The 11,131-nt window shown below is 45.5% G+C and carries 12 protein-coding genes and 1 pseudogene; 11 read left to right on the plus strand and 2 right to left on the minus strand.

Annotation, left to right across the window (positions count from 1 at the left end; genetic code table 11):
* The first annotated feature begins 172 nt into the window (after nucleotides 1-172).
* The 8 genes from PUQ60_RS10800 to PUQ60_RS10835 all read left to right on the plus strand — a co-directional run bounded on the left by PUQ60_RS10800 (nucleotide 173) and on the right by PUQ60_RS10835 (nucleotide 7,161).
* Nucleotides 173-445 (plus strand): ACT domain-containing protein, encoded by a 273-nt coding sequence (locus PUQ60_RS10800; protein ID WP_022360436.1) that lies wholly within the window; start codon nucleotides 173-175, stop codon nucleotides 443-445.
* Nucleotides 446-475: 30 nt separating this feature from the next.
* Nucleotides 476-1,840, plus strand: coding sequence for a PFL family protein (locus PUQ60_RS10805; RefSeq protein ID WP_273380523.1), 1,365 nt, complete (start codon nucleotides 476-478; stop codon nucleotides 1,838-1,840).
* 12 nt (nucleotides 1,841-1,852) lie between these two features.
* Nucleotides 1,853-3,262: an SAM-dependent methyltransferase gene (locus PUQ60_RS10810; RefSeq protein WP_273380524.1), complete on the plus strand. Its 1,410-nt coding sequence runs from the start codon at nucleotides 1,853-1,855 to the stop codon at nucleotides 3,260-3,262.
* A gap of 71 nt (nucleotides 3,263-3,333) precedes the next feature.
* Complete coding sequence (locus PUQ60_RS10815; protein ID WP_273380526.1) at nucleotides 3,334-4,302, plus strand: AAA family ATPase; 969 nt, start codon at nucleotides 3,334-3,336, stop codon at nucleotides 4,300-4,302.
* Between the two features lie 166 nt (nucleotides 4,303-4,468).
* On the plus strand, nucleotides 4,469-5,029 hold the full coding sequence (locus PUQ60_RS10820) for a hypothetical protein (RefSeq protein WP_273482992.1): 561 nt from the start codon (nucleotides 4,469-4,471) through the stop codon (nucleotides 5,027-5,029).
* Between the two features lie 60 nt (nucleotides 5,030-5,089).
* Nucleotides 5,090-5,365 (plus strand): hypothetical protein, encoded by a 276-nt coding sequence (locus tag PUQ60_RS10825; protein ID WP_273380539.1) that lies wholly within the window; start codon nucleotides 5,090-5,092, stop codon nucleotides 5,363-5,365.
* Nucleotides 5,366-5,387: 22 nt separating this feature from the next.
* Nucleotides 5,388-5,600: a DUF3791 domain-containing protein gene (locus PUQ60_RS10830; RefSeq protein ID WP_337366762.1), complete on the plus strand. Its 213-nt coding sequence runs from the start codon at nucleotides 5,388-5,390 to the stop codon at nucleotides 5,598-5,600.
* A 43-nt stretch (nucleotides 5,601-5,643) separates the two neighbouring features.
* The gene (locus PUQ60_RS10835) at nucleotides 5,644-7,161 is read left to right on the plus strand and encodes an RNA-binding domain-containing protein (protein ID WP_337955632.1); all 1,518 of its coding nucleotides are present in this window, start codon (nucleotides 5,644-5,646) and stop codon (nucleotides 7,159-7,161) included.
* Between the two features lie 35 nt (nucleotides 7,162-7,196).
* On the opposite strand, the gene PUQ60_RS10840 is transcribed toward PUQ60_RS10835, so the two are convergent.
* Nucleotides 7,197-8,090, minus strand: coding sequence for a selenium metabolism-associated LysR family transcriptional regulator (locus PUQ60_RS10840; protein WP_273380529.1), 894 nt, complete (start codon nucleotides 8,088-8,090; stop codon nucleotides 7,197-7,199).
* A 395-nt stretch (nucleotides 8,091-8,485) separates the two neighbouring features.
* On the opposite strand from PUQ60_RS10840, the pseudogene yedE reads away from it, so the two are divergent.
* From yedE to PUQ60_RS10855, 3 genes and pseudogenes are all read left to right on the plus strand, one after another.
* Nucleotides 8,486-9,563, plus strand: a pseudogene (yedE, locus tag PUQ60_RS10845) (YedE family putative selenium transporter).
* Between the two features lie 19 nt (nucleotides 9,564-9,582).
* Nucleotides 9,583-9,804 carry a sulfurtransferase TusA family protein gene (locus tag PUQ60_RS10850; protein WP_273380531.1) on the plus strand — a complete coding sequence of 74 codons (222 nt, stop codon included), beginning with the start codon at nucleotides 9,583-9,585 and terminating at the stop codon, nucleotides 9,802-9,804.
* 32 nt (nucleotides 9,805-9,836) lie between these two features.
* Entirely contained in the window at nucleotides 9,837-10,073 is a 237-nt protein-coding gene (locus PUQ60_RS10855; RefSeq protein ID WP_117795253.1) for a DUF3343 domain-containing protein, read from the plus strand.
* 223 nt (nucleotides 10,074-10,296) lie between these two features.
* Here the strand turns inward: PUQ60_RS10855 and udk are convergent, their stop codons facing one another.
* Nucleotides 10,297-10,932 carry a uridine kinase gene (udk, locus tag PUQ60_RS10860; protein ID WP_022360439.1) on the minus strand — a complete coding sequence of 212 codons (636 nt, stop codon included), beginning with the start codon at nucleotides 10,930-10,932 and terminating at the stop codon, nucleotides 10,297-10,299.
* Between the last annotated feature and the right edge of the window lie 199 nt (nucleotides 10,933-11,131).

Here is an 11,131-nt window from a genome sequence, read left to right on the forward strand (position 1 = left end):
ACGTTTTCTTACGGCACTTTCGGTTCCAAAAGTGCCTACCCGTGTACAGTAACGAAATATCATTTTAGGTGTAAAAGTCAGCAGCCGGATGGCAGTTGAATTTTTATAGAAATTAGTAAGTCATAAAAACATTTCCGCCATAGGACGGAGAGCACACAGGAGGATGAAAGCTATGAGTAAGATTATTATTACTATCGTTGGACAGGACCGCGTCGGTATCGTTGCAAAAACGTGTAACTATCTGGCTGACCACAACATGAACATTCTTGACATCACGCAGACGATCCTGCAGGAATATTTCAACATGATGATGATCGTGGATATTTCCGGTTCCAAGACATCCTTTGATGATATGGCGCATGAGCTGGACAAGCTGGGACAGGAGATCGGCGTAAAGATTCTCTGTCAGAGAGAAGAGATTTTTACCAGTATGCACAGAATCTAAGCAAATATTTTCAGAAAGGACGTAAAACCAATGATTAACATGCAGGAAGTTCTGGAAACTAATAACATGATCGCGCATGAAAAACTGGATGTGCGGACGATCACGATGGGTATCAGCCTCTTAGACTGTGTGGACAGTGATCTGGCGAAGATGAATGAGAAGATCTACAATAAGATTACAACTTATGCGAAAGATCTTGTATCGACCGGCGATGCCATCGGACGTGAATTTGGTGTTCCGATCGTCAATAAACGTATCTCGGTTACTCCGATCGCGCTGGTAGGTGGAAGTGCCTGCAAGAAGAGCGAGGATTTTGTAGAGATTGCGAAAATACTTGATAAGGCAGCGAAAGAAGTGGGCGTCAACTTTATCGGAGGCTATTCCGCATTGGTTTCCAAGGGAATGACACCGGCGGAAGAGCTTCTGATCCGCTCGATCCCGCAGGCACTTGCCTGCACCGACCGTGTGTGCAGCTCCATCAATGTCGGTTCTACCAAGACAGGTCTTAATATGGATGCGGTCCGTCTGATGGGCGAGATGGTTGTGGCAACCGCAGAGGCAACAAAGGACAATGATTCCCTCGGCTGTGCGAAGCTGGTTGTATTCTGCAACGCGCCGGATGATAACCCGTTCATGGCAGGTGCATTCCATGGTGTGACTGAGGCGGATGCGATCATCAACGTTGGTGTCAGCGGTCCGGGAGTTGTAAAGACGGCTCTGGAAAAGGTACGTGGCGAGAACTTTGAGGTGCTGTGTGAGACGATCAAGAAGACGGCGTTCAAGATCACCCGTGTTGGACAGCTGGTAGCACAGGAGGCGTCCAAACGTCTGGGCGTTCCGTTTGGCATCATTGATCTGTCGCTGGCACCGACTCCGGCAGTCGGAGACAGTGTGGCGGAGATTCTGGAAGAGATCGGCTTAGAGCGCAGCGGTGCACCGGGTACAACAGCAGCGCTGGCAATGTTAAATGATCAGGTTAAGAAGGGCGGCATCATGGCGTCCTCCTATGTTGGCGGACTCAGCGGTGCGTTTATTCCGGTCAGCGAGGATCAGGGCATGATCGATGCAGTTTCTGAGGGTGCGCTTACGATTGAGAAGCTGGAAGCAATGACCTGTGTCTGCTCTGTAGGTCTTGATATGATTGCGATTCCAGGCGATACGAAAGCGACCACGATCGCCGGTATCATCGCGGACGAGGCGGCAATCGGCATGATCAACCAGAAGACAACGGCAGTCCGCCTGATTCCGGTCATCGGAAAAACAGTGGGCGATACGGCAGAGTTCGGCGGTCTGCTTGGCTATGCGCCGATCATTCCGGTCAACCGTTTCTCCTGCGACAACTTTGTTAAACGTACCGGACGTATCCCGGCACCAGTACACAGCTTTAAGAACTAATAGGAGTTTCATATGGATAAATCACAGGAACTGAGAGAGGTGCTTCTGCGGTATCTCGATGCCGATCTGGAGCGAATCATTTTCAGCAACCCGAGAACCCGTGAATCCTATCTGAAATTAACCGTGCGTCCTCTGCTTCTGCGGGGGGCGCTTGCTTTTCAGACGGAAGAATTTACGGAAAAACAGGCATTTCAGAAAAATCAGAACGCAGAAAAGACCGCCGAGTACCTGCTCGGAGAACTGGAAAACCGTTACCGCAATGCGGAGATCGCGTCGCTTCACGGGATTGTCAATATTCTGATCAGTAAGAAGGGGACGGTGACGATCAAAGAGAAGAAGGTGGGGGCTAAAAGGGCAGAGAATCGGACGGTACCGGCGTCAGCAGGTGATGTGCAGAAAGCTGGAAAGCAGATGCCGGCGAAGAGTCATGCAGATGTGAAAGAAAATTCGCTCGAAAAATCGGGTCAGAGTCAGTCAAGCCACGAAAACGGAAAGATGCAGAGAAGTGCTAAAATACAGGGAAATGGTAAACTGCAGAGCAATGCGAAACAGCAGAAAAATGCAGGAACAGGACTGTCGGCTGGCATGGATGCCGCAGCGTTTTCAGAACGTCTGGCTTCGTTATCCCATAACCGTACTAAAAAATACGTCCTTCAGGAAGGCGTCCCAGTCCCATTTCTGGTAGATCTCGGTGTCATGACGGCAGAAGGCAAAGTTGTGAAATCCCGCTACGACAAATTTCGCCAGATCAACCGTTTCCTGGAATTTATTGAGGATGTACTTCCGAATCTCGATCCGAACCGGACGAATACGATCATTGATTTTGGATGTGGAAAATCGTATCTGACCTTTGCGATGTATTATTATCTTCATGTTTTGAAGAAATATCCGATCCGTGTCATCGGTCTGGATCTGAAAAAAGATGTCATTGCGCTCTGCAACCGCCTGAGCAAGAAGTTTGGATTTGAGAACCTGACCTTCCTGCACGGCGACATCGCCGGATATGAGGGCGTCGATCAGGTCGATATGGTCGTGACGCTGCACGCCTGTGATACAGCGACCGATTATGCGCTGGCAAAAGCGGTCAAATGGGGCGCAAAAGTCATTCTTTCCGTTCCATGCTGTCAGCATGAGATTAACAAGCAGATTCAGAACGACCTTCTGTCGCCGGTTTTACAGTACGGCCTTCTGAAAGAACGTATGTCGGCGCTTCTGACCGACGGAATCCGTGGGCAGCTCCTCGAAATGTCCGGCTACCGGACGCAGATTCTCGAATTCATCGACATGGAACACACACCGAAAAACATCATGATCCGTGCGATCCGCCAGGGCAAGAAAGCAGACAGGGCGGCATTGGAGGCAATGATGAAGGAATTGCATGTGAAGCCGACGTTGTATGGGTTGTTAGTGGGGGAAGAGTAGAAGAACTGTGGCAGGTATAGTTGTATACGGAAGCGTATCCAAGCAATTTTAGAAAAGAAACGGGATAGAAAATGCATTTATCAGAAGAGCAAAGTAAATTTGTTGAAATTGCGCAAAAAGGCAAGAATATTCTTGTTGATGCATGTATTGGTAGCGGTAAAACCACAGCAATTCAGGCACTTTGTAAAGAACTTCCGCGAGATAAAAAGATATTATATTTGACATATAATAAGCTGCTGAAAATTGATGCAAAATCTAAAATACACGAAAAAAATGTTTTAGTAACAAATTATCATGGATTTGCCTATATGTCTTTGGTTCGTATGGGAGTTAAGGCCGGAATTTCAGATCTTATTCAAAAGTTTATTAATACAAGACCTAATATTGCTCCATATGATGTTTTGATTATTGATGAATATCAGGATATAGAGCTTGAGTTGGCGGAATTATTAAAGATGGTTAAAGACGCTAATCCTAAGATGCAGATAATTGCTGTTGGTGATATGCAACAAAAAATATATGATAAGACAACACTGAAAGTATCAGAATTTATTAATGAGTTTCTGAATGATTATGTCTTATTAGAATTTACTAGGTGTTTTCGATTGTCTTCGGAATTAGCGGCGCGTTTGGGACGCATTTGGAACAAGCCTATTATCGGTGTAAATAGTGAGTGCCGCGTAGAAAGAATGAACATAGATCAGGTGGTAGAGTTTTTGTCACAGCAAGAGCCAGAGGATCTTCTTTGCTTGGGATTACGAAATGGGGATTTGTCAAAAACACTTAACAGATTGGAAGAGGAATATCCTACAATTTATAACAAAACAACGGTATATGCAAGTATTTCAGATTCGGATTCTATGGGATCAACAGAACCTAAAAAAGACTCTGCAATATTTACAACATATGATAGCAGTAAGGGACTAGAAAGAAAAATTGAAATTTGTTTCAGAACTTACGCACGAGCATTTTATTCAGTGCGCAAGTTACGTTGTTGCGATGGGAATGAAGAAAGGAATACTCTGGAATACAAGAGATAACACTTTATATGAGATAACTGTGCCAAACAAAACACTTTTTATGGATGCTGTTACAAATGCGATAACAAAAGGTGCTATCAAGAAATACAATAAACCATTGAATAGAAGTATTCAATTGAATGAGCTAAAGATTGAACTTTCTAAAACGCTAAGAAAGGATGATTAAATGGATTATTTTGCTGTAATTGATACTGAGACAAACTGGAATAATGAAGTAATGTCCATAGGTGTTGTGATAGCAGAGAAGGATACATTCAAAAAGGTCGATGATCTATATTTTATATTTGATCCAGAGTATAAAATTGGCGGTATGTTTTCTATGGTGCTTCCGGTAAAAGGAGGAGAACATAAAGATATTCTATTTACACGTAAGATAGCTATGGAAAAATTTAAAGAAGCTTTTGAAAAATATAGTGTAAAAGATTTGTTTGCTTACAATGCTTCCTTTGATAAGAATTTGTTAAGCGAACTAGCATCCTATAGATGGTTTGATATTATGAAAATTGCTGCATATAGGCAGTATAACGACAAGATTCCTGCCAGTATAGAATGCTGCAAAACAGGAAAAATGAAGCGTAATTATGGTGTGGAACCTATGATGCAGTTGTTGTCTGGTAATCACAGATATACAGAAGTACATAATGCTTTATATGACGCGGCTGATGAACTTGAGATTATGCGGATGCTTGGAAAAACGCTAGAAGAGTATATTGTTGCGGAAATTTGATTGATATCAAAAGCTGGTATCTTAAACCGTTCACGACAATAGTAGGTAATTGTTTTGGGTATGGATTTACAGAGTGAAATGATACCGAATGTGGATGGCCTTGCTTATGTAGGCGGTGAATGGGATGCCAGCAAGTATGCGCCTTTCGACGTTGATAAGGATAAGATTATTCTGATTTGTAAAGCTGAACGGAAAGCTGACCACCTTGCAGGAACAGGATACGTAAATCAGAACCTACAAGGAAAAGATTCATTACCTTGTCGACCAGATGATCTCGATTGTTCTGGACGATGGCGTGAAAAAGAATTATGCAATTTTTCCGGATGTTTTGGCTAAAATAAAGTGGGAGGGCTTGCGTATGATGACGGCAAACCCGATTTTACTTCAGAAAAAATATGCCCGTGTCATTGAGTGCTTTGCCAAACAGCAGGGACTTTCACTGGATGCGGCATTGGGCTTATTTTATCATTCTGAAGTCTATCAGTTAATGCGTGACGGTGTTTCTGATATGCACTGCATGAGCGATCTGTATCTTGCGGAGGAATTAAGACTGGAATATCAGATGAAATAATAAAAAGGCTATGTACTGCGTAGCAAATTGAGAGCGAGGTGTTATGATGACCATAGAAGAAATTCTTGCAGGAGAATCGAAGAATGTAGAGTTCAAAGAGAACCTGCCGGAGAAAAGCATCAAATATATGAAGTCTGTGGTTGCCTTTGCAAATGGAACCGGAGGAAAAATCATTTTCGGAATTGCAGATAAGTCCAGGGAGATTGTCGGTTTTGACAAAGAAGATGTGTTCAAGAAAATGGATGCCATTGCCAATGCCGTATCAGACAGCTGTGAACCGGCAATTATCCCGGATATTACTTTACAGACGGTTGATCGTAAGACTGTCATTGTGGTAGAGATTTCTGAGGGCAGACAGCGCCCATATTATATCAAAGCTCTTGGCAGAGATGGCGGTGTATACGTCCGTGTTGCCGGAACTACCCGACTTGCTGATGACTATATGGTAAAGGAGCTGTTGTTTGAGGGCAGTAACCGCTACTACGATCAGGCTTTGTGTACGGGACTGAATATCACGGATGACGATATTGATGCTCTTTGCAAAGCAATGAAAGAACAGGCAGTCAAGAATGCCCATACTGAGGAGCAGAAAGCATCAATCAAAGATGTTGGCAGACAGCAGCTGCGTTCCTGGGGGGTTTTGATTGAGCGTGATGGAAAAGATTATCCGTCCAATGCCTTTGCTATTTTGACAGGCAACGGTGGACTTCATGTTGCAACGCAATGTGGCGTGTTCAAAGGTACAACGAAAGCGGTGTTTGTTGATCGTAGAGAATATACCGGTCCGCTTTGGGAGCAAATAGATGAAGCATTTCAGTTTGTCCTGAGAAATATTCATCTGGGTGCTACCATTGTAGGAATTTATCGGCAGGATATTTATGAGATTCCGCCGGATGCCATTCGTGAGTTGATCATCAATGCCATGGTACATCGTAGTTATCTGGATCATGGTACGATACAGGTTGCGGTGTATGACAACCGATTGGAAATCACTTCCCCAGGAAAATTGCCAATGGGACAAACCCTGGAAAGAATGAAAGAAGGATATTCCAAGATAAGAAACGAAGCGCTTGCTCATGCGTTTTCTTATATGAATTTAATCGAACATTGGGGAAGTGGTATTCCGAGAATTATTGATAAAGTAAAAGCTGCTGGACTCAGGGAACCGGAGTTTATTGGTGGCGAAGTGGATTTTCGTATCAATATTTATCGAGGTCAGCTCACCTCCAATGCTATTAGTGACGTCGAAAAAGTGCCGGATGCCGGTTCAAAAATGCCAGATAATGCAAAAAAAGTGCTGGATACTGATTCGAAAGTGCCGGATAGTACAAAAAAAGTGCCGGATGCTGGTTCAAAAATGCCGGATAATGAACAGGAACAAGAAATTTATAAGTATGTATTGCGAAATGGTTTCATTACAACCGCTAAGGCGGGAGAGCTTTTAGGAGTAAAACATCGTAGAGCAAGAGCCATTTTGCTGGGAATGGTTGAGAAGGCTTATTTGAGGAAAGAGGGGGCGGCACGAAGTACCATTTATATAAAGAATAAGGAAAAGGAATAATACGGCACACGGATGAACGTTTTCATCCGCAAAAACTATAACTTATAAAACCTCTTCGCAAACTCCAAAAACACCCCACCTTCCTCCGCCATATACTTAACCGGTGAATACACCAGATAGAGTTTCCGGAGAAAGGCAGCTTCCCCAAGCGGAAAGAGAAGCAGTTTTCCTTGCCGTGCGTCTGCCTGCACAGTTGCTTTTGAGAGAATGGAGATGCCCATTCCCAGCATGATACACTGCTTGAGGGCGGCGGCATCGTCCATCACGGCAATAACATTTAAATCATCGAGTGAAAGCCCTTTATTTTTCAGGAAATAAAGGGTTTCCTGTTTTGTGCCGGAATTATCTTCCCGGAGCAGAAACGGTTCTTTTAAGAGGGCATCCAGCGGTGATGGCATAGTCTGGTAAGCCTGATAATGTGGCGTGGCGGGGGCGGCGATCACAAGCTCATCGGAGGCAAAGGGGAGAAATTCGCAGGAGGTGTCCGAGGTAGTAGTTCCGACCAGACCGATGTCGCAGATGCCGTCATCCACCTTATGTACAACGTCCAGGCTGTCTGAGCAGGAGGCATAGACACGGATATCAGGATGAACTGCGTGATAAGCGCTTAAAAGTTCCGGCAGAAAATAAAGGGACGGAACGGAGGATGCGCCGATCCGAAGCTGCGGTTTCGTCTCGTTGGCGAGTTCCACGATTGCTTTCTGCTGCAGGGTCAGAATCTCTGTGGCATAGGAATATAATTTTGTCCCGGCAGGAGTCAGGGAGAGCGATTTGGTGGTGCGCTTTAAAAGCTGGGTGTGAAATTCCTCCTCCAGACTGCGGATGTGGGCGCTGACAGTCGGCTGTGAGATGTACAGTTTCTGGGCGGCAAGCGAAAAACTCTGATATTTGACGGTGTACACGAAAGCTTCTAATTGGCGGATGTCCATATATTTAAAATCCTTTCTATAGATAAAATCAATTTTTAATGATTCTGTGATAAAATCCAAAATTAAAATGAATAGTAGACAGGTGAAAACAATCTCTAAAGAAGAGTGTAGCTTTATTTATTGAAAATATCAATAAGTTTATAGCAAATATCAATATAAACGATTTTACCATAAAAATACAGGATGTTATACTTGTCTGCGGAAAGTATGGATAGATCCATGAAATGTACGCGCTTGAAATTTTTCTTGTTTGATTTTGTGAGATGATTTTTTTGCCAGATGCACTCAAATTTCTGATATGTATTGATGAAATGCGAGTGTGGTGCGTGAAATCACCCACAATGACGAGTGTGAGAAAAACTTTAAGAGTACATGAAATAAAAAAGGAGGCAGGTATGAAAGTATTTGACAAGACATGGAAGCTGGCAGTGGCAGGCGCGCTTGTGGGTGTGCTGGCAGCATTGCTGGCGTATTTTGGAAATCCGGCCAATATGGCGATCTGTATTGCGTGCTTCGTACGTGATACGGCGGGCGCGCTGAAACTTCACTCAGCAGCACCGGTTCAGTATTTCCGTCCGGAGATTGTAGGATTTGCAGTAGGAGCATTTGCAATCTCACTGGTGACGAACGAGTATAAGGCGACAGCAGGTTCTTCACCGATGATCCGCTTTGTTCTGGGTGCGATCATGGTAATCGGCGCGCTGGTATTCTTAGGGTGTCCGCTGCGTATGGTTCTGCGTATGGCAGCCGGTGACCTGAATGCGTATGTAGCGCTGGTTGGATTTGCAGGCGGTATTGCAACTGGTTCGTTCTTCCTGAAAAAGGGATTTTCGCTGGGCAGAGCGTATGAGACGCAGAAATCAAGCGGATATGTGCTTCCTTTTTATCATTGGAGCAGTAACAGGCGTATACGCAGCCAGCACGGAAGGACCGGGAAGCAAGCACGCACCGGTTCTGATTTCCCTGGTTGCGGCTCTCCTGATTGGTGCATTGGCACAGAAGAGCCGTATGTGTTTTGCAGGTAGCATCCGTGATGTGATTCTGATGAAAAACTTTGATCTGCTCAGCATTATCGGCGCACTGTTTGCAGTCATGCTGATTTTTAACCTTGCAACTGGCAATTTCCATTTGAGCTTTTCCGGTCAGCCGATCGCGCACTCCCAGCATCTCTGGAATATTCTGGGTATGTATGCCGTTGGATTTGCAGCCGTTCTGGCTGGCGGATGCCCGCTGCGTCAGATCATTCTGGCAGGGCAGGGCTCCTCGGACAGTGCGGTAACCTTTCTGGGAATGCTGTTAGGGGCGGCACTTGCACACAATTTTAACCTGGTTGGTGCGGCGGCAAAAGCGGCAACCGAGACAGAGGCAGCCGTTTTGGGTGGTCCGGCGATGCCGGGCAAAATTGCCGTAATTGTATGTATTGCCCTGTTATTCGTGATTGCAGCGGCAAATATGAAACGTAGAAAGAAATAAAGAAAAGAGGAAACGGAAAATGTCAGATTTTGTTGAGGTAGATGTGCGGGGACTCTCCTGTCCGGAACCGGTTTTGATGGTGATGGATGCGATGGATGAACATCCGGGAAAACAGATCCGTGTGCTTGGCGATGAGGCACACACCCGGACGAATATTGAGCGCACGTTGGAGTATCATGGAAAAGAGGGGCACACCGAGGTGCTGGAAAACGACTGTTTCACCATTACCTTTGAAGCGTGATGCTGCTCTGGAATATTAAATAGGTGGAAATGATGAGGCAGAAACGGGAATATCGGATTTTTACCTTTCACACGACGGCTGCGGCGATGGAGATGGAGGCATTCTGCCGGGAACAGGGAATCAGAGGGCGCCTGGTGCCTGTCCCACGCGAACTCTCAGCAGGCTGTGGAATTGCCTGGCGGATGGAACCGGCGGAATATGAACGGTTTCAGGGAGTGATTGCGGAGAGCCAGATTGAGATCGAGCAGAGCTGTGTGATGATGAATTAAACAAAATGTTATGTTAGAGCAGATATCATAGAAAAAGTATATAGGAAAAAGCGGCGGTATCGGCAGCAGCGAAACATTCAAAAAAGAATGGAGCGCTGACAGTGTGATACCGCTGCTTTTTGGTGTGTAAATCGAGGTCAGAATGAGGTCATTGAGGTCAGAAATCGAATCATGACCTCGATGACCTCATTTGTGACCTCGATGATCCCAATATTTTGAAATATTATTCTCCCGCCTTCGCCTCATCCAGCAGCCGTGCAATCTCCCCGCGCACCAGCGAGAATGCAACCTCATTCCGCCCGCTGTTGGTAACCACATCCGCATAGGCGCGGGTCGGTTCTACAAAGAGGGCATGCATCGGTTTGACGGTGGTCAGGTACTGATCGATGATGTTTTCGATATCGCGTCCGCGCTCTTTCGTGTCACGTAAGATTCGGCGGAGAATTCGCTCATCGGCATCGGCATCGACGAAAATGCGGATGTCGAGCAGATTGCGGAGTGCTTCGTCATAGAGAACGAGAATGCCCTCCAACAGGATAACCGGGCGCGGCTCGATGTGAATGGTCGCTTCGGCGCGGTTGTGGTTGGCGTAGTTGTAGGTTGGACAGTCGATTGCCTCCCAGTTTTTCAGTTTGTTGAGATGCTCAAGAAGCAGCTCCGTCTCAAATGCATCCGGGTGGTCGTAGTTCAGCTTTTTGCGCTGTTCAAATGGCATATCGTCGTGGGCGCGGTAGTAGTTGTCGTGGTAAAGCACGGTCACCTGATCACCAAATGCGTCTTTCAGGCGGTTTGTAAAAGTGGATTTTCCTGAACCGGTTCCTCCGGCAATTCCGATGATAATAGGTGATTTTCTATTCACTGTGTTTTCCTCCGTTTGTAAGTTTTATCTCAGTCGAGAAGAGTCCCACCTCTTTAGGTGGCGAGTAATAGCAAATTTGTCTCAGTGGGAGGTGGGTCTCCGACTGAGATAAACGTTCCGCGGGGATGCGCAGTGATTCTGTATGGAATATGTCAGCTTCGCTGACCAGAATCACGCGCCAAGTCTCACGGACGTTCGA

Source organism: Clostridium sp. AF02-29 (assembly GCF_934835585.1).
In the GTDB taxonomy this organism is placed as follows: Bacteria; Bacillota; Clostridia; order Lachnospirales; family Lachnospiraceae; genus Otoolea; species Otoolea fessa.

Excerpts from the sequence above, each read along its gene's own strand:
- PUQ60_RS10810 (WP_273380524.1), top strand. The coding sequence starts at position 1,853 with ATGGATAAATCACAGGAACTGAGAGAGGTGCTTCTGCGGTATCTCGAT.
- PUQ60_RS10850 (WP_273380531.1), top strand. The coding sequence starts at position 9,583 with ATGTCAGATTTTGTTGAGGTAGATGTGCGGGGACTCTCCTGTCCGGAA.
- PUQ60_RS10820 (WP_273482992.1), top strand. The coding sequence starts at position 4,469 with ATGGATTATTTTGCTGTAATTGATACTGAGACAAACTGGAATAATGAA.
- PUQ60_RS10855 (WP_117795253.1), top strand. The coding sequence starts at position 9,837 with ATGAGGCAGAAACGGGAATATCGGATTTTTACCTTTCACACGACGGCT.
- PUQ60_RS10805 (WP_273380523.1), top strand. The coding sequence starts at position 476 with ATGATTAACATGCAGGAAGTTCTGGAAACTAATAACATGATCGCGCAT.
- PUQ60_RS10800 (WP_022360436.1), top strand. The coding sequence starts at position 173 with ATGAGTAAGATTATTATTACTATCGTTGGACAGGACCGCGTCGGTATC.
- PUQ60_RS10830 (WP_337366762.1), top strand. The coding sequence starts at position 5,388 with ATGATGACGGCAAACCCGATTTTACTTCAGAAAAAATATGCCCGTGTC.
- PUQ60_RS10835 (WP_337955632.1), top strand. The coding sequence starts at position 5,644 with ATGATGACCATAGAAGAAATTCTTGCAGGAGAATCGAAGAATGTAGAG.
- PUQ60_RS10825 (WP_273380539.1), top strand. The coding sequence starts at position 5,090 with ATGGATTTACAGAGTGAAATGATACCGAATGTGGATGGCCTTGCTTAT.
- PUQ60_RS10815 (WP_273380526.1), top strand. The coding sequence starts at position 3,334 with ATGCATTTATCAGAAGAGCAAAGTAAATTTGTTGAAATTGCGCAAAAA.
- PUQ60_RS10840 (WP_273380529.1), bottom strand. The coding sequence starts at position 8,090 with ATGGACATCCGCCAATTAGAAGCTTTCGTGTACACCGTCAAATATCAG.